The organism is Streptomyces sp. NPDC028298 (genome assembly GCF_055565895.1).
The window spans coordinates 1,739,547-1,757,241 of sequence record NZ_JBVHTL010000001.1 but is presented as its reverse complement, the minus strand read 5'-3'; the positions used below and the strand labels follow the sequence as shown (position 1 = coordinate 1,757,241).

The 17,695-nt window shown below is 70.0% G+C and carries 13 protein-coding genes; 11 read left to right on the top strand and 2 right to left on the bottom strand.

The annotated features are described in order from the left end of the window. Positions 1 to 3 precede the first annotated feature (3 nt). The 7 genes from ACZ4TO_RS07625 (at position 4) to ACZ4TO_RS07595 (ending at position 9,703) form a co-directional block, all read left to right on the top strand. On the top strand, positions 4 to 942 hold the full coding sequence (locus tag ACZ4TO_RS07625; RefSeq protein WP_382788719.1) for a carbohydrate ABC transporter permease: 939 nt from the start codon (positions 4 to 6) through the stop codon (positions 940 to 942). 242 nt (positions 943 to 1,184) lie between these two features. Then, positions 1,185 to 2,384, top strand: coding sequence for an ROK family transcriptional regulator (locus tag ACZ4TO_RS07620; RefSeq protein ID WP_382788717.1), 1,200 nt, complete (start codon positions 1,185 to 1,187; stop codon positions 2,382 to 2,384). Positions 2,385 to 2,516: 132 nt separating this feature from the next. Beyond that, entirely contained in the window at positions 2,517 to 3,617 is a 1,101-nt protein-coding gene (locus tag ACZ4TO_RS07615) for a substrate-binding domain-containing protein (RefSeq protein ID WP_382788775.1), read from the top strand. A 179-nt stretch (positions 3,618 to 3,796) separates the two neighbouring features. Beyond that, entirely contained in the window at positions 3,797 to 4,585 is a 789-nt protein-coding gene (locus ACZ4TO_RS07610; RefSeq protein ID WP_037621840.1) for an ATP-binding cassette domain-containing protein, read from the top strand. After that, the gene (locus tag ACZ4TO_RS07605; RefSeq protein ID WP_387303706.1) at positions 4,582 to 5,871 is read left to right on the top strand and encodes a sugar ABC transporter permease; all 1,290 of its coding nucleotides are present in this window, start codon (positions 4,582 to 4,584) and stop codon (positions 5,869 to 5,871) included. Before ACZ4TO_RS07610 ends, ACZ4TO_RS07605 begins: the two co-directional genes overlap by 4 nt. A 229-nt stretch (positions 5,872 to 6,100) precedes the next feature. Then, on the top strand, positions 6,101 to 8,032 hold the full coding sequence (gene dxs / locus ACZ4TO_RS07600) for a 1-deoxy-D-xylulose-5-phosphate synthase (protein WP_468023690.1): 1,932 nt from the start codon (positions 6,101 to 6,103) through the stop codon (positions 8,030 to 8,032). A gap of 147 nt (positions 8,033 to 8,179) precedes the next feature. Beyond that, entirely contained in the window at positions 8,180 to 9,703 is a 1,524-nt protein-coding gene (locus tag ACZ4TO_RS07595; protein WP_382788711.1) for an amino acid permease, read from the top strand. Between the two features lie 236 nt (positions 9,704 to 9,939). On the opposite strand, the gene ACZ4TO_RS07590 is transcribed toward ACZ4TO_RS07595, so the two are convergent. Both ACZ4TO_RS07590 and ACZ4TO_RS07585 read right to left on the bottom strand, forming a co-directional pair. Further along, positions 9,940 to 10,338 carry a PIN domain-containing protein gene (locus tag ACZ4TO_RS07590; RefSeq protein WP_468023689.1) on the bottom strand — a complete coding sequence of 133 codons (399 nt, stop codon included), beginning with the start codon at positions 10,336 to 10,338 and terminating at the stop codon, positions 9,940 to 9,942. A 4-nt stretch (positions 10,339 to 10,342) separates the two neighbouring features. Then, positions 10,343 to 11,272, bottom strand: coding sequence for a hypothetical protein (locus tag ACZ4TO_RS07585; RefSeq protein ID WP_382788707.1), 930 nt, complete (start codon positions 11,270 to 11,272; stop codon positions 10,343 to 10,345). Positions 11,273 to 11,337: 65 nt separating this feature from the next. On the opposite strand from ACZ4TO_RS07585, the gene ACZ4TO_RS07580 reads away from it, so the two are divergent. The 4 genes from ACZ4TO_RS07580 (at position 11,338) to ACZ4TO_RS07565 (ending at position 17,672) form a co-directional block, all read left to right on the top strand. Next, complete coding sequence (locus tag ACZ4TO_RS07580) at positions 11,338 to 12,564, top strand: CapA family protein (RefSeq protein WP_382788705.1); 1,227 nt, start codon at positions 11,338 to 11,340, stop codon at positions 12,562 to 12,564. A 375-nt stretch (positions 12,565 to 12,939) separates the two neighbouring features. After that, entirely contained in the window at positions 12,940 to 15,201 is a 2,262-nt protein-coding gene (locus tag ACZ4TO_RS07575; RefSeq protein WP_385040855.1) for a HAMP domain-containing protein, read from the top strand. Positions 15,202 to 15,207: 6 nt separating this feature from the next. Next, on the top strand, positions 15,208 to 17,193 hold the full coding sequence (gene pgsB, locus ACZ4TO_RS07570) for a poly-gamma-glutamate synthase PgsB (protein WP_468023688.1): 1,986 nt from the start codon (positions 15,208 to 15,210) through the stop codon (positions 17,191 to 17,193). Continuing rightward, complete coding sequence (locus tag ACZ4TO_RS07565) at positions 17,190 to 17,672, top strand: poly-gamma-glutamate biosynthesis protein PgsC/CapC (RefSeq protein WP_037621835.1); 483 nt, start codon at positions 17,190 to 17,192, stop codon at positions 17,670 to 17,672. Before pgsB ends, ACZ4TO_RS07565 begins: the two co-directional genes overlap by 4 nt. Positions 17,673 to 17,695 lie beyond the last annotated feature (23 nt).

Sequence of the window (17,695 nt, the reverse complement as noted above, 5' to 3'; positions counted from 1 at the left end):
ACTATGAGCGCACCCATCACGGAGCCGGCGAAGGTCGACGGCGCCGCAGTACCCCCGCAGCGAGGCGCCAGGAAGGCGCCGCCGCGGCCGGGCGACAAGCGCACCGAGGGCGTGGCCCTCAACGTCTTCTCGCACGGGTTCCTCGCCCTGTGGGCGATCCTGATCATCCTGCCGCTGCTGTGGCTGGTCCTGAGCTCCTTCAAGACCGACGCGCAGATCGGCGGTTCGGCCCTCGGCTGGCCCACGAACTGGCAGTTCGACGTCTTCAGCCGGGCCTGGAACAAGGGCATCGGCGACTACTTCGCCAACACCCTGATCGTCCTGGTGTTCTCGGTCCCGCTGACCATGCTGCTCGGCGCGATGGCGGCCTACGTCCTGGCCCGCTACGAGTTCCCCGGCAACCGGATCGTCTACTTCTTCTTCGTCGGCGGGGCCATGTTCCCCGTCTTCCTGGCCCTGGTGCCGCTGTTCTTCATGGTCAAGCGACTCGACATGCTGAACACCTACCAAGGCCTGGTCCTGGTGTACGTGGCCTACTCGCTGCCGTTCACCGTGTTCTTCATGCACGCCTTCTTCAGGACGCTGCCCACGGCGGTCTTCGAGGCGGCGGTGCTCGACGGCGCCTCGCACACCCGGGCGTTCTTCCAGGTCATGCTGCCCATGGCCAAGCCCGGACTGCTCAGCGTCGGCATCTTCAACGTGCTGGGCCAGTGGAACCAGTACATCCTGCCCTCGGTCCTGATGCAGCCGCAGAGCAGTTCCGATCCGGAACGCTACGTCCTGACCCAGGGCCTGATCCAGCTCCAGCAGCAGCAGGGCTACGCCACCGATCTGCCCGTCCTGTTCGCCGGCGTCACCATCGCCATGATCCCGATGCTGATCGTCTACCTCTCGTTCCAGCGTCAGGTCCAGGCAGGTCTCACTTCGGCGACGCTCAAGTAACGAATCACCCCTTCCGTCACCCGCGCCACCTCCGTCCCGGGGGTGGCGCAGGTGTGTCCGGGTGGGGCCGGGACACGAACGTGACTGGGCGACCCCGATTTCCGTCAAGGACTTGACTGCGGTAACCCGTTCAGCGGAGCTTGGAGTTCACAACTTGTAAGTGACCGGGGTCCCGTTGACGTGACCCAGATCACACGGGCGGCATCGGGGCCGCCCGGCTGAGGGCAGGAGTGGATGAGTCGATGGAGACTCCGGGGTCGCAGTCGTCGCTGCACCGAGCCAATCTGGAGCGCGTCGTGCGGGCCGTGCGGCTCGCCGGTTCGCTCACGCAGGCGGAGATCGCGAGGACGACGGGCCTTTCGGCCGCGACCGTTTCCAATATCGTCCGTGAACTCAAGGACGGCGGGACGGTCGAGGTCACACCCACTTCGGCGGGAGGGCGCCGGGCGCGCAGCGTGTCCCTGAGCGGGGACGCCGGGATCGTCATCGGCGTGGACTTCGGGCACACCCATTTGCGCGTCGCTGTCGGAAATCTGGCCCATCAGGTGCTGGCCGAGGAGTCCGAGCCGCTGGACGTGGACGCCTCCGCCGCCCAGGGCTTCGACCGGGCCGAGGAGCTGGTCAGCCGCCTGATTGCAGCAACGGGTGTGGACCGTTCCAAAATCGCGGGCGTGGGCCTCGGTGTACCGGGCCCCATCGACGTGGAGTCGGGCACCCTGGGGTCCACCTCGATCCTGCCCGGCTGGACCGGTGCGAGGCCCGCCGAGGAGCTGCGGGGGCGGCTCGGCGTGCCTGTCCACGTGGACAACGACGCCAATCTGGGCGCACTCGGCGAGATGGTCTGGGGCAGCGGTCGCGGGGTCCGGGACCTCGCGTACATCAAGGTCGCCAGTGGTGTCGGCGCGGGCCTGGTCATCGAGGGCAAGATCTACCGCGGTCCGGGTGGCACAGCGGGAGAAATCGGGCATATTACACTTGATGAATCCGGCCCCGTCTGCCGTTGCGGCAACCGCGGCTGTCTGGAGACCTTCGCGGCGGCGCGTTATGTGCTGCCGCTCCTCCAGTCCAGTCATGGTACCGATCTGACCATGGAGGGCGTGGTCAGGCTGGCGCGGGACGGAGATCCGGGCTGCCGTCGGGTGATCGCCGACGTCGGCCGCCACATCGGCAGTGGAGTCGCGAATCTCTGCAATTTGCTGAACCCGAGCCGGGTGGTCCTCGGCGGCGATCTCGCCGAGGCCGGCGAGCTCGTTCTCGGGCCCATAAGGGAGTCTGTCGGCCGCTACGCGATCCCCAGCGCCGCACGTCAACTCTCGGTGTTGCCAGGGGCACTTGGGGGCCGTGCGGAGGTGCTCGGAGCGCTCGCTCTCGCGCTCAGCGAGATGGGCGATTCGACCCTTTTGGATGGCTCTCTGTCGGCCGGTACCCCTGCCTTCACTTAGAGAACGCATGGCACCGTTGCCATCTCGTTAAGTATTTACTTCTTGACGTCGCACGTGTGGCCGAGTTGACTCCAGTCCACCTCGGCCGCAACGACGCGGCCTCGTCAGGGAGGTTTAGGAATGAACACGCAGATGCGTCGTGCCGCCGTTGCCGTTGCCGCTGGTGCAATGGCTGTCTCTCTCGCCGCCTGTGGCAGCGCGAAGGAGTCCGGTGGCGGGAGCGACAGCTCCGCCAGCTCCGCCAAGAAGGGCGACGCGATCAAGGTCGGTCTGCTCCTTCCGGAGAACCAGACGGCCCGCTACGAGAAGTTCGACAAGCCGCTGATCGAGAAGAAGGTCGCGGAGCTCACGAACAACAAGGGCACGGTCGTCTACGCGAACGCCAAGCAGGACGCGAGCACCCAGAACCAGCAGGTCGACACGATGATCACCAACAAGGTGGACGTGCTGATCGTTGACGCTGTGGACGCCGCCGCGATCAAGAGCTCGGTCCAGAAGGCCAAGGACGCCGGCATCCCGGTCGTGGCCTACGACCGCCTCGCGCAGGGCCCCATCTCGGCCTACACCTCGTTCGACAACAAGACGGTCGGCAAGACGCAGGGTGAGGCGCTCCTCACCGCGCTCGGCTCCAAGGCCAAGTCCGGCAAGATCGTCATGATGAACGGTTCGGTCACCGACCCGAACGCCGCTCAGTTCAAGGCCGGCGCCCACGAGGTGCTCGACGGCAAGGTGAACGTCGGCAAGGAGTACGACACCAAGGAGTGGAAGCCGGAGAACGCCAACGCCAACATGGAGGCGGCGATCTCGGCCCTCGGCAAGAAGAACATCATCGGTGTCTACTCCGCGAACGACGGCATGGCCGGCGGTATCATCACCGCGCTGAAGGCCGCCGGCATCAAGGTTCCGGTCACGGGCCAGGACGCCGAGCTCGCGGGTGTGCAGCGCATCCTCGCCGGTGAGCAGTTCATGAGCGTCTACAAGCCGTACGCCCCGGAGGCCGACGCGGCCGCCGAGCTGGCCGTCGCCCTCGCCCAGGGCAAGTCGCTCGACACCGTCGCCAAGGACAAGGTCGACAGCCCGACCGACAAGCAGATCCCGTCCCTGCTCGTCCCGGTCACCTCGCTGACCAAGGACAACATCAAGGACACCGTCGTCAAGGACGGCCTGTACACGGTCAACGACATCTGCACCCCGGCCTACGCCGCGGCCTGCAAGAAGGCCGGCCTGCAGTAAACAGCCGCGAGTCGTCCACGCGTACGGGAATTCGCCGCTGAATTCCCGTACGTGACTCGTTGATCCAAAGCTCCTCCGGTGCCCCGCATCCAACAGCCCCGCAAGCTAAGCGGGGCACCGGACGGAACCCCCACCGCAAACTTCTGCACAACCTCCCGCCGGGTCAGGCGGCGAAGGAGATGGTTCACGTGTCCGCTACGCCTGTTCTGGCGTTGCGCGGGGTCTCCAAGCGATTCGGTGCCGTCCAGGCGCTCACCGATGTAGAGCTTGAAGTCCACGCCGGTGAAGTGGTCGCCCTGGTGGGCGACAACGGCGCCGGAAAGTCCACGCTGGTCAAGACGATCGCCGGCGTGCACCCCATCGATGAGGGCTCCATCGAATGGGACGGCAAGGCCGTTCAGATCAACCGCCCGCACGACGCCCAGAACCTGGGCATCGCGACGGTCTACCAGGACCTCGCGCTCTGCGACAACATCGACGTCGTGGGGAACCTCTACCTGGGACGCGAGCTCAAGAAGCGCGGTGTCCTGGACGAGGTCGAGATGGAGCGCCGCTCCCGCGAGCTGCTGGACACGCTGTCCATCCGCATCCCCAGCGTCCGCATCCCGATCGCCTCGCTCTCCGGCGGTCAGCGCCAGACGGTGGCGATCGCCCGTTCGATGCTCGGTGAGCCCAAGCTCGTCATCCTCGACGAGCCCACCGCGGCCCTCGGCGTCGAGCAGACCGCCCAGGTCCTCGACCTGGTCGAGCGGCTGCGCGAGCGGGGTCACGCGGTGATCCTCATCAGCCACAACATGGCTGACGTGAAGGCCGTGGCCGACAAGGTCGCCGTTCTGCGTCTCGGACGCAACAACGGCATCTTCGAGGTCAAGTCGACCTCCCAGGAAGAGATCATTTCCGCCATCACGGGCGCCACGGAGAACGCCGTGACCCGTCGTGCGGCGCGCAGCGGGGAGGCTCAGAAGTGAGCATCGACAAGACTTCTGAGACCGGTTCCCACGAGGTGGCGAACCCCGAGGCGGCCGCCAAGGCGGTCACCGCGGTCGACCCCCGCCTGCTCGTGCGCGAGCAGGGCTTCGCCGGTTACGTCGGCGAGTTCAAGCGCAAGATGAAGTCCGGTGACCTGGGTTCCATCCCGGTCGTCATCGGCCTGATCGTCATCTGGGCGATCTTCGCGAGCCTGAACGAGAACTTCCTCACCGCGGGCAACCTCTCCGACATCTCCGTCGCCATGGTCGGCACGGGCATGATCGCGGTCGGCATCGTCTTCGTGCTGCTGCTCGGTGAGATCGACCTGTCGGTCGGTTCGCTCTCCGGTCTGGCCGGCGCCACGTTCGCCGTCCTCAGCGTCACGCACGGCATGAACGAGTGGCTGGCGTTCGTCCTGGCCATCCTCACCGGCACGGTCGCCGGCGCGGTCCAGGGCTTCGTCTTCGCGCGCATCGGTGTGCCGGCCTTCGCCGTCACGCTGGCGGGTCTGCTGTTCTGGAACGGCCTCATGCTCCAGATCCTCGGCAGCAACGGCACCATCAACCTGGACAGCGAGGGCGTCGTCGCCAAGCTGACCAGCTACTACTTCACCGATGTCGCCGCCGCCTACGTGCTCGCCGTCGTCGTGACCGCCGGGTTCTTCCTCAGCTCCTTCCTCGGCAACAAGCGCCGCGAGGCGGCCGGTGTGCCGTCCCGCCCGGTGAGCGAGACCATCGCCCGCACGGTGCTGCTGGGCATCCTCAGCTTCGGCGTGGCGATCATGTACAACCAGTACAAGGGCCTGCCGCTCGCCGTGGTGATCTTCCTCGCGGTCCTGCTGGTCACGGACTTCGTGCTGCGCCGTACCACCTTCGGCCGGAAGATCTTCGCGCTCGGTGGCAGCGTCGAGGCCTCCCGTCGTGCCGGTATCAACGTCGAGCTGATCCGCATCTCGGTCTTCTCGATCTCCGGCACCTTCGCCGCCGTCGGCGGTCTGTTCATCGCCTCGAAGATCGCCTCCGCCAACCAGGGCGCCGGTGCCGGTGACCTCCTGATGAACGCCATCGCGGCGGCCGTCATCGGTGGCACCAGCCTCTTCGGTGGCCGTGGCCGCACCTGGAACGCCCTGCTGGGTGTTCTGGTGATCGTCTCCATCCAGTACGGTCTGGCCCTGCAGGGCATCGCCTCGCCGGTCCAGTACATGATCACCGGTGGCGTTCTGCTCGCCACGGTCGTCATCGACGCCGTCACCCGCAAGACCCAGAAGACCGCGGGTCGCGCGTAGGGTTCTCACCCACTCAGGCCTGTGCCCGGCGCCAATGGCGGCGCCGGGCACAGTCACGTCCGGTGCCCGTCGAGGCGCCGGACGCAGCCACGTCCGGACGCGAACGTGTGTTCCCGTCCGGTTGGGCCGTTCGTGTGGCGTGGATCGCCAGGCCCGGCCCGCGCCCGAAAAGGCGGAACATTAGACTCGACGAACCCGGCAACAGCTCGATCACTGCAAGGAGGCACGGGTGGCGCTGCTGACCCGCATCACGGGACCGCGCGATCTGGACCGGCTGACCCTGGAGCAGCTCGACCAGCTGGCCGAGGAGATCCGGACCTTCCTCGTCGACGCGGTCTCCAAGACCGGTGGCCACCTCGGCCCCAACCTCGGTGTCGTGGAGCTGACCATCGCCCTGCACCGCGTCTTCGAGTCACCGAAGGACAGAGTGCTGTGGGACACGGGCCACCAGTCCTACGTCCACAAGCTGCTCACCGGCCGGCAGGACTTCTCCCGGCTGAAGATGAAGGGCGGCCTGTCCGGCTACCCGGCGCAGGCCGAGTCCGAGCACGACGTCATCGAGAACTCGCACGCCTCCACGGTCCTCGGCTGGGCCGACGGACTCGCGAAGGCCAACGAGGTCCTCGGCAGGAACGACCACGTGGTCGCCGTCATCGGTGACGGCGCGCTCACCGGCGGCATGGCCTGGGAGGCGCTGAACAACATCGCCGACGCCAAGGACCGCCCGCTGATCATCGTCGTCAACGACAACGAGCGTTCGTACGCGCCGACCATCGGCGGCCTCGCGAACCACCTGGCGACCCTGCGCACCACCGACGGCTACGAGCGCTTCCTGGCCCGCGGCAAGGACCTCCTGGAGCGCACCCCGGTCGTCGGCAAGCCCCTCTACGAGACCCTGCACGGCGCGAAGAAGGGCCTCAAGGACTTCATCGCCCCGCAGGGCATGTTCGAGGACCTCGGCCTGAAGTACGTCGGCCCGATCGACGGCCACGACATCGAGGCCCTGGAATCGGCCCTGGCCCGCGCGAAGCGCTTCGGCGGCCCGGTCATCGTCCACTGCCTCACCGAGAAGGGCCGCGGCTACCAGCCCGCCCTCCAGGACGAGGCGGACCGCTTCCACGCCGTCGGCAAGATCCACCCGGACACGGGCCTGCCGATCGCCTCCTCCGGCGCCGACTGGACCTCCGTCTTCGGCGACGAGATGGTCGCGCTCGGCAAGGAGCGCGAGGACATCGTGGCCATCACCGCCGCGATGCTCCAGCCGGTCGGCCTCGACCGGTTCGCCAAGGCGTTCCCCAAGCGGGTCTACGACGTCGGCATCGCCGAGCAGCACGCCGCCGTCTCCGCGGCCGGCCTCGCCACCGGCGGACTGCACCCCGTCTTCGCCGTCTACGCGACCTTCCTGAACCGCGCCTTCGACCAGGTCCTGATGGACGTGGCCCTGCACAAGTGCGGTGTCACCTTCGTCCTGGACCGCGCCGGTGTCACCGGCACGGACGGCGCCTCGCACAACGGCATGTGGGACATGTCCATCCTCCAGGTCGTCCCGGGCCTCAGGCTCGCCGCGCCGCGCGACGCCGACCAGGTCCGCGCCCAGCTCCGCGAGGCCGTCGAGGTGAAGGACGCGCCCACCGTGGTGCGCTTCTCCAAGGGCGCGGTCGGCCCGGCCGTCCCGGCCCTGGGCCGGATCGGCGGCATGGACGTCCTGCGGGAGCCCGGCACCGACGCGCCCGACGTGCTGCTGGTCTCGGTCGGCGCGCTCGCCCCGATGTGCCTGGAGATCGCCGCTCTGCTGGACCGTCAGGGCATCTCCACCACCGTCGTGGACCCGCGCTGGGTCAAGCCGGTGGACGAGGCCATGGCGCCGCTCGCCGAGCAGCACCGCGTGGTCGTCACCGTCGAGGACAACTCCCGGGTCGGCGGTGTCGGCTCGGCCGTCGCCCAGGCCCTGCGCGACGCGGGCGTCGACGTCCCGCTGCGCGACTTCGGCATCCCGCCGCGCTTCCTCGACCACGCCTCCCGTGCCGAGGTCATGGCCGAGATCGGGCTGACCGCGCCGGACATCGCCCGGCAGGTCACCGGTCTCGTCGCCAAGCTCGACGGCCGCTTCGAGAGCCGCGCCGCGCAGGCCGTGGACGCCGTACAGCCCGCGCGCGACTGACGCATCCCGGCACGGCCGATGGGCCGGTTTCAGCACCCTGTACGGGTGGTGAAACCGGCCCATCTGCGTGATACGCGCCGCGTCGGGGCATACGTGCTACCTGCCCTCTCGATCATGTCGAGGACGACAAGCGTGGGAGGTACGTCCGTGAGCAACACCCTCTTCAGGACGAAAAGGGTCGAACAATCGATCTTGGACACCGAGGAGCCGGAGCACGCGCTCAAGAAGTCGCTGTCCGCTCTGGACCTCACCGTGTTCGGCGTCGGCGTCATCATCGGCACCGGCATCTTCGTCCTCACCGGCAAGGTGGCCAAGGAGAACGCGGGACCCGGTGTCTCGCTGGCCTTCGTCGCCGCGGGTGTCGCCTGCGGACTGGCGGCGCTGTGCTACGCGGAGTTCGCCTCGACGGTCCCGGTCGCGGGATCCGCGTACACCTTCTCGTACGCCTCCCTGGGCGAGCTGCCCGCCTGGATCATCGGCTGGGACCTGGTCCTGGAGTTCGCGCTCGGCACGGCGGTGGTGGCCGTCGGCTGGTCCGGCTACGTGCGCTCGCTGATGGACAACGCGGGCTGGCACCTTCCCGACTCGCTCGGCGGACGTGACGGGGCCTCCGGCTTCGGGTTCGACATCCTCGCGGCGGCGCTGGTCCTGGTGCTCACCGCCATCCTCGTCATCGGCGTGAAGCTCTCCGCGCGGATCACCACGCTGGTCGTCGCGATCAAGGTCACGGTCGTCCTGATCGTGATCATCGCGGGCGCCTTCTTCATCGAGGGCAAGAACTACAAGCCGTTCATCCCCCCGGCGCAGAACGTGGAGGCGGGCAGCGGCATCAAGTCGCCGCTCATCCAGATCATGTTCGGCTGGGCGCCGACCAACTTCGGCGTGATGGGCATCTTCACCGCCGCCTCCGTCGTGTTCTTCGCCTTCATCGGCTTCGACGTCGTCGCCACGGCCGCCGAGGAGACCAAGAACCCGCAGCGGGACATGCCGCGCGGCATCCTCGGCTCGCTCTTCATCTGCACCGCGCTCTACGTCCTGGTGTCGATCGTGGTCACCGGCATGCAGAAGTACACCGAACTCTCCATCGACGCACCGCTCGCGGACGCGTTCAAGGCGACCGGGCATCCCTGGTTCGCCGGCGTCATCAGCTTCGGCGCCGCCGTCGGACTCACGACCGTCTGCATGATCCTGCTGCTCGGGCAGACCCGCGTCTTCTTCGCGATGAGCCGCGACGGGCTGCTGCCGCGGTTCTTCTCCCGCGTCCACCCGAAGTTCCGCACCCCGCACCGGCCGACCATCCTGCTCGGTGTCATCATCGCGATCCTCGCGGGCTTCACCACCCTCAGCGAGCTCGCCGAGCTGGTGAACATCGGCACGCTCTTCGCCTTCGTCGTGGTCGCGGTCGGCGTCGTCGTCCTCCGCCACACGCGCCCCGACCTGCCCCGCTCCTTCCGCACCCCGCTGGTGCCGTGGGTGCCGATCCTTTCGGTGCTCGCGACGCTGTGGCTGATGCTGAACCTGCCGGCGGAGACCTGGCTGCGGTTCGCGATCTGGATGGTGATCGGCGTCGTCGTGTACTTCCTGTACGGACGCAAGCACAGCCTCCTGGGGCGCCGCGCGGAGGCGGGCCCGGAGGGCACCCGCAACCCGCCCGGCACGACCTCCGGCTGACCCCCGGCCAGCCACCTCCCACCCCTCGGCCCCGCGCCCGGCGCCTCACCGCCGGCCCCGGGGCCGACGCATGCCCGCACCCGCCCGTCCCGCGCGGCCCGTCCCGGGCCTGTCGGTCGCGCGTGGTCCGTCCCGCCCCGACCGTCCCGGGCCCGCCGGGGCGTCCCGCTCCCGTCCGCCGGCTTCCCGGGTTCTCTGATGGCCGGTGGCCGGTGGCCGGTGCCAGGTGCCAGGTGTCAGGGGCTGGGGCTGGGGCGTACGGTGCGCGGGCCCGCGACCTCGGCGCCCAGGGCGGTGACGCGACGGCGCAGTTCGCGGTCGGCCGTGATCACCAGCCGCGGGCGGTCCCGCGCCTCGGCGACCAGCTCCACCATGCGGTCGTCGCCACTGCCCGGCGCCTCGACGACCCGGACCCCGGGGACGGACTCCACCCCGCGCGCCGCGCCCTCCACCACCAGGACGATCTCCAGCGGCCCCGGGTGGCCGGGCAGACCCCGCAGGGCCACCTCCACCAGGCCGTCCCTGAGCCGCTCGGCGGCACCGCGGCGGTCCCGCCACCAGCCGTCCGGCACGGACCCCACCACGTTGGCGCCGTCCACGACGACCAGCGTCGCGATCTCCTCCGGGGAACTCATGCCCTCACTCTGCCGCAGAGCCGTCGGCCCAGCGCCGGGTGACGACCGAGACGGCCTCGGCGACCCGGGCCGCCCGCCCGGCGTCCGACCGCGGCCCCGGCGCGAACTCCACGTGGAGGAACGGCACCCCGGCGTCGGCGGCCTCCCGCCCCTGCACGTTCTCGTGCCCGGCGAGCGGACAGGAGCGGACCCAGGCGCGGCACACGGCGAAGTGCCGCTCGCGGAGCGCGTCGGCGAGCCGGCGGCCCGCCGGGCGGCCGGCCGTTCCGGCGCCGGCCGAGGCGATCACGTCGTAACGCGGGGCGGAGTCCTGGGCGAAACCGTGGAGCTGGATCCCCGGGAGCCGTCGCCCGGAGAGTTCGGCGCAGATCGCGCTGAAGACCGTGTCCCGGCGGTGCGCCACATCCGCCGCGTTGCCCTCGCCGGATTCGCGATGTGCTCCAGCAATGATCAGGATGCCGCCGGGGGCGCCCCTCAGGACCCGTACGCCCAAGAGCTCCGTGTGCTCGTCCGACACCGGATGCGGCACCTGTGCGGACCATCGGACGGGGTGGTCCAGATCGATGAAGACGCGGCCCCAGCCGCGCGGCGAGGGTCCCTGGTCGACCCGGTCGTACACCTCTGCGAACCGGCGGCGCGTGACGCTGTCGACGAGGGTGCGCACACCGAAGTCGACCTCCGCGAGCCGCCGTTCCGCCTGCTCGCGGTGGTGGTCGAGGAGCAGCCCCACCCCGTCGGTGACGGTCTGCCGCTCGGTACGGGAGGGTGGCCGGAAGGCCCCGCCCGGCGAGAAGCGGTCGGTGTAGGCCGCCACGGAGCGGGTCAGGTCCACGGTCGGCGGACCCCCGGAGGGGCGGCCGGAGGTGTCCCCGCCGCTGTCGTGGGAGCCGCGCACGGCGACCGCCGCCCACCCGGCGAGGGCGGCGAGAATCAAGAGAATTGTTGCGATCGTTATCGTTCTGGAGCCGTTTGCTCTCATGGTTGTATCAAGATATCTCGGTGACCAGACGCCGTTACCGCCGCACCTTGCCCGCCTTCCTGGCCCCCCTCGTCCTCGTCGCCGCACTGGCGGGATGCGGTCTCGTCGGGGGCGGTGACGACTCGGGATCGGCGTCGAAGGGCGGCGGACGCTCGTTCACCGTGGCCGCGGCGGGTGACATTCTGATCCATCCTCAGCTCATCGACCAGGCGACGGCCGACGCCAAGGAGACCGGCCGCGGTGTCGCCGGTCTCGACTTCGGTCCGCTCATGGCCGGGATCAAGCCGGTGATCAGCAAGGCCGACCTGGCGATCTGCCACATGGAGCCGGTGATCGGCACGCCGAAGGGCCCCTTCGAGAGCTACCCGAACTTCCTCATCCCGCCGCAGATAGCCGGGACGATCAAGGACGTCGGCTACGACACCTGCTCTACCGCCTCCAACCACTCGATCGACCACGGGTACGAGGGTGTGAAGCACACCCTGGACACGCTGGACGCCGCGGGCCTCAAGCACACGGGCTCCTTCCGCACCAAGAAGGACTCGCTCACGCCGCTGATCATGGACGTCAAGGGCGTCAAGGTCGCGCAGATCTCCTTCGCCTTCGGCTTCAACGCGCACGAGCTGCCCAAGGACAAGCCGTGGCTGGTCAACCAGAACGACCTGGGCAGGATCCAGGCGGCCGAGAAGCGGGCCCGCGCGGCCGGCGCCGAGGTCGTCATCCTCTCGATCCACTGGGGCCGTGAGCACCACCCGAACCCCTCGACCCCGCAGCTCAAGTTCGCCCGCGAGCTCGCCCGCAAGACCGGTATCGACCTGATCATCGGGCACCACGCGCACGTCGTGCAGCCGATGGAGAAGGTCGACGGCACCTGGATCGCGTACGGCCTCGGCAACCAGGTGGCCCGCCACGACGTGCCCACCGGACTCACCGAGGAGGGGGTGATCGGCTGGTTCACCTTCACCGAGCGCGGGGGCACGTGGGACGTCGAGCCCCGCTACGAGCCCACCCTCGTGGAGATCCCGCCGGACCCCGAGGTCGGCGCGGACGGCACCCCGGCCGAACCCGCGAAGGGCCAGGTCGAGGACTACCGGCTGGTGGACGTGGCGGCCGAGCTCAAGCGGGACGACCTGAGCGACCAGGAGCGGTCCCGGCTCCGGCTGGCCTTCGAGCGGACCGAGGGGACCATGCTGAACCGCGGCGCGGCGAAGGACGGACTGAAGCCCCTGACGGAGCTGCCCGGCTGAGATCACCCGGCGTCCCGTCCGGCGCCCGGCCCGACCCGGGCCGGGCGCCGGACGGCGTCCGGGCCGCTGTCGCCGCAGGGGTGAAGCGTCCGCCCGGATCCGAAACCCGCTGAAAGCGAACGAAGGTGTTCATCCCGATTCGGCTGTTGCCCAGATCACTTTGGATCCGCACAACTTCTTGACAGTTCCGCGTGTCTGACACGCCGCAGAGACACAGGTTTCCCGTCCGTGTCCCCGCGTCGCACCCGCAACCCGCGTCCCGTCCACGAGCGGATCGACCCCACGCTCGTCTCGCCCGTACAACCGCTTGAGAGGACCAGTCCGTTGGCGTCATCGCCCCCGGCCCGGCAGCACCGTGCTCGCCGCAGAGCTGATATGTCGCTGCTTGGCGGCATACGACCGCCGATAGCGGTCCTGTCGGCGCTGCTCCTCTCCCTCGCGGCCGTCACGGCACTCGTGCTCGGCCCGGCCGGCGGCAGCGGGGTGCCCAAGGCCGTCCAGACCTCGCAGCAGCACTTCGCGGAGGACGGCGCGATCGCCCTGCGGGCCTCCATCGACGAGTCGGTGACCGACCTCGACCGCTCGGCCGCCCTGTTCAGCGCCGGCGCCCCCGTCTCCGCCGACACCGTGCTCGACAAACTGGGCAACACGTACCAGAAGTGGATGGGTACGGCGATCATCGAGATCAAGTCGGGCAAGCTCGTCGCGACCCGCGGCGAGACCGTCCCGCTGACCTCCCTCGACCGGTCCACGCTCGGCGACGAGGGAGGCCTCGCGCCCCGCATGGTGCGCCTGGAGAACGGCGAGGTCCGGCTGCTGTCCTTCGCGCTGCTGTCCTGGCCGGGCAAGCCCCAGCTCCTCCTCGTGGCCTCCAACAGCCTCAAGTTCCCCGGCATCAGCCTCGGCCAGTTCCGTTCGATCGCGGTCGTGGACCGCTCCGGAACGATCCTCAGCAGCGACGGCATCCCCGAGCCCGAGCAGGTCCTCACCGACCTCCAGCGCGAGGAGGTGGCCGCCTCCACCAAGCAGCTCAAGTCGTTCGCGAAGACCGCGGCGGCCAGGGCCGCGCAGCACCCGCTCAGCAGCAAGGAGCCCGGCTCCGGCGGCTACCTGGGCGTGAGCGGCAGCCTGATCGGCGGCACCTTCCTCAGCGACCGGTCCGTCGGCGGATACGCCGATCTCGCCCCGACCGAGCCCGGCGAGACCACCACCGCGACCGCCCTCGGCCTCACCGTGGTCGCCGTGGTGAAGGTCGCCGAGGACCCCACCCGTTCCACCTCGCCCGTCTTCGGACTGATCGCCGCCGGCGCCCTCCTGCTCATCGGCGGCCTCGCCGTCGCCGTGCTGCTCGGCACCGTCCAGCGGCCCCTCATCCGGCTCTTCCTGGAGTCGCGCCGCCTCACCCGCGGCGACCTGACCCGCCCGGTCGGCGTCCCCGGCTACGGCGAGGCGCGCAGGATCGGCACGGCCCTGGAGCGACTGCGCGGCCAGCTCCTCGGCGAACCCGCCGAGCCGGGCGACGCCCCCGCGGCACCGCGCGGCCTGCGCCGCATCGGCACCCGCGGACTCCTCGCCCTGTGCGCCGTCCTGCTGCTCGCCTGGTCGGCCCCGCTGCTGCTCCTCCTCAACCGGGCCGACGGCACCGTCGTCGTACCGCAGCAGCTCGTGAACGACCAGCGCGAACGCACCGACACGCTCACCGACCGGGTACGCCGTGCGCTCAACGAGGGCGAGGCCGACCTCCAGTCCGTGGCCACACTGATCGGCGACCGCACCAGCCCCGAGGACATGACGACGGTGCTGGACCGCACGCTCAACCAGCACCTGCGCTACCAGTCGCTCTACGTCGTCGACGCCTCCGGCGACGTGGTCGCCCGGGTCGGCGACAAGCCCCGCGTGGCCCGGCCCAAGCCGGCCACCGCCGACCCCATCCAGCTCCTCGGCCAGGGCGGCAAGAAACCGCTGGTGGTCGGCACCGCCGAGATCCCCGGCCGCGACGGATCGGCGCTGGTGGGCGAGTTCCGGCTCGACTTCCTCAACTCGGTGCTCAAGCGGCCCGGACTCGGCGTCGTACGCCTCGTCGACGACCACGGCAAGGTCATCGCGGGCAACACCGGCTACCTCGCCTTCCAGTCGCTGCCCAGCGAGCGCCTGCAGGACCTGGTCTCCGCGTCCGGCCAGAAGGTCGGCAAGTCCGCCCACGCCGCCGGCGTCCTCTACCGCGAGGACGGCGTACAGATCGCCGCCGCGGCTCCCTTCGTGGGAGGCGGCGCGGCCAAGCAGCTCGGCTGGACCGTCGTGAGCTGGCAGCCCGCGGACCGCCTCGCCATCCCCGAGTACGACGTGCAGCACCGCACGGTGCTCGCCGGACTGCTGGGCGCCGCGGCGGCCGCCGCCTGCCTCGGCTGGATGCACATCGTCGTGGCCCGGCCGCTGCGCGCCCTGGCCGGACAGGCCGAGGCACTGGCCGACGGGGACCGCAAGACCGTCCTGTTCCCGCGCAACCACGACGAGGTCGGCGCGGTCACCCGCTCCCTGGAGCTCGTCCGCCAGCAGCTCCAGGGACAGCGCAGACAGCAGCCGTCCCCGCGCCGCGGCGCACCGGACACCGCTCACCAGCAGCACGTAAGGAACTGATCGGCCGTGCTCTTCCTCTACACCGTCCTGATGGTGTGCTGCGCGATCCTGCTGGTGGCGGGCATCGTCGAACAGCGGCGGCACTTCACCAACCTGGACAACATCCCGACCCGCGTGCTGGTCAACGGCATCCGCGGCAAGTCGTCGATCACCCGGCTCTGCGCGGGCGCGCTGCGCGGCGGCGGGCTGACCACGGTCGCCAAGACCACCGGTACGGCGGCCCGGTTCATCCACCCCGACGCGACCGAGGAGCCGGTCTACCGCAAGTTCGGCATCGCCAACGTCGTCGAGCAGATCGGCATCGTCCGGCGCGCGGCCGCGTACAACCCGCACGCCCTGGTCATCGAGTGCATGGCCGTCATGCCGGCCCTCCAGGAGATCAACCAGTCCAAGCTGATCCGCTCCACGATCGGCGTCCTGTGCAACGTCCGTGAGGACCACCTCGCCGAGATGGGCCCGACCCTCGACGACGTGGCGCGCTCGCTCTCCCGCTCCATGCCGGAGGGCGGCATCTGCGTCACCGCGGAGAAGGACCGGTTCGACATCCTCCAGGAGGAGGCCGACTCGCGTGACTGCCAGCTGATCTACGCCGACCCCGAGACCGTCTCGGACGAGGAGCTGCGCGGGTTCAGCTGGTTCACCTTCAAGGAGAACGTGGCGATCGCGCTCAAGGTCGCCGAACTCCTCGGCGTGGAGCGGCAGACGGCCCTCCAGGGCATGTACGACGCGCCGCCGGACCCCGGTGTCCTCTCCGTCGAGCGGTATGTCACCGAGGACGGCAAGAAGCTCCGCTTCGCCAACGTCTTCGCGGCCAACGACCCCGAGTCGACGCTGATGAACATCAACCAGCTCCTCGACCTCGGCGCGATCCACCGCCCGCTCAACGTGGTCATCAACTGCCGTCCCGACCGGGTCGAGCGCAACGGCCAGATGGGCGAGATCATCCCCGAGCTGGACCCCGACAAGGTCTTCGTGATCGGCCACCCGGCCAAGAGCGCCATCGACGCGATCCCCGCCGAGTACCGCTCCCGCGCGGTCGACCTCGGCGGCGACCGCCGCGAGGCCGAGGAGTTCATGGCCCTGCTGCTCGGAGAGCTCGGCGCGGACACCTCGCTCGTGGCCATCGGCAACATCCACGGCCAGGGCGAGCACCTGCTCGAGCACCTCGCCGAACTCCCCGCGGACGAGAGCGCGGACGACAGCGCGGACGACAGCGCCGGCGCCGGTGCGGACGACCGCGCGGCCGGGAGCCGGGACGCGTACGCGCCGACCGGCGGCCCCCGCGCCGCCGCCGGCCCGGCGGCCGACGCGCCGCGGCCCGCGCCGGCCGTGCGCGAGCACGTCGAGACCGTTCAGCTCTACGCCCCGCGGATCGACCCCTACCAGCGGTACTCCGAGGCGTACGAGACCCGGTACGCGCCCCGGCCCGAGGTCCCGGTCCAGCGCGGCGCGGACGACCCGTACCCGCAGCAGGCCGGACGACGGGCACGTCCCGAACATCCCCAGCAGCCCGGTCAGCAGACAGGTCAGCCGGCAGGTCACCAGGTCGCCCGGCAGCAGTCGCACCAGCCGGAGCAGGCGCACCCGGGCGGTCGGCCCGAACAGCCGTACCAGGGCGGCCGGACCGAGCGTCCGCAGCCGAACGGCGGGCCGGAGGAGCCGTACCGGAGCGGCCGGGCCGAGCTGCCGCGGCGGAGCGGCGGTCCCGAGCAGCCGTACCAGGGCGCCCAGGCCGAGCGTCCGCACCCGAGCGGCCGGCCGGAGCAGCCGTACCGGCAGCCCGAGCGGGCGTACCGGCCCGAGCCGGTGCACCCGCCCGAGCAGGCCCGCGAGCCCTGGCCCGAGCCGGCGCGGGAACCCGCCGCCACGCCTCCGACGCCGCCCGGCCCGGGTGAACAGCCCCGGTCCCGGGGCCTCTTCGAACCCCGCGTCCCCCTCGCACAGCCCACCGACGACACCCAGCAGTGGCACAGCCCAGGAGAGCCCCGTTGATCCCCTCCGTCCTCACCCCCGAGATCGCCGCGATCGGCATCGGCCTGGGCCTGATGTTCTCGCTGATCTGCTACCTCACGACCAACCTCTCGCCCGGCGGCATGATCACCCCGGGCTGGCTGGCGCTCACCCTCATCGAGGACCTTCAGCGCGCCGCGCTGGTCGTCGGCGTCACCGTTCTGACGTACGTCACCACGCTGCTGCTCCAGCGTTTCGTGATCCTCTACGGCAAGCGGCTGTTCGCGGCCGTCGTGCTGAGCGGCGTCCTGATCCAGGCCACCGTGATCATCGTGCTCCAGATGGAGTTCCCGCTGCTCTACGCCAACCAGACCCTCGGATTCATCGTCCCCGGTCTCGTCGGCTACCAGCTCGTGCGTCAGCCCAAGGGAGCCACGCTGCTGTCGACCGGCACGGTCACGCTCGCCACGTACGTCGTGCTGACCGCCGGGATCCTTCTCGGCGCCATGCCCTCCGCCTGAGCCGCCCGCCCTTCCCGCAATCC

What these genes read in the sequence shown, in the direction of transcription:
- ACZ4TO_RS07575 (WP_385040855.1), top strand. Translation starts at nt 12,940, where the DNA reads ATGTCGCTGCTTGGCGGCATACGACCGCCGATAGCGGTCCTGTCGGCG.
- ACZ4TO_RS07590 (WP_468023689.1), bottom strand. Translation starts at nt 10,338, where the DNA reads ATGAGTTCCCCGGAGGAGATCGCGACGCTGGTCGTCGTGGACGGCGCC.
- ACZ4TO_RS07625 (WP_382788719.1), top strand. Translation starts at nt 4, where the DNA reads ATGAGCGCACCCATCACGGAGCCGGCGAAGGTCGACGGCGCCGCAGTA.
- ACZ4TO_RS07610 (WP_037621840.1), top strand. Translation starts at nt 3,797, where the DNA reads ATGGTTCACGTGTCCGCTACGCCTGTTCTGGCGTTGCGCGGGGTCTCC.
- ACZ4TO_RS07615 (WP_382788775.1), top strand. Translation starts at nt 2,517, where the DNA reads ATGCGTCGTGCCGCCGTTGCCGTTGCCGCTGGTGCAATGGCTGTCTCT.
- ACZ4TO_RS07620 (WP_382788717.1), top strand. Translation starts at nt 1,185, where the DNA reads ATGGAGACTCCGGGGTCGCAGTCGTCGCTGCACCGAGCCAATCTGGAG.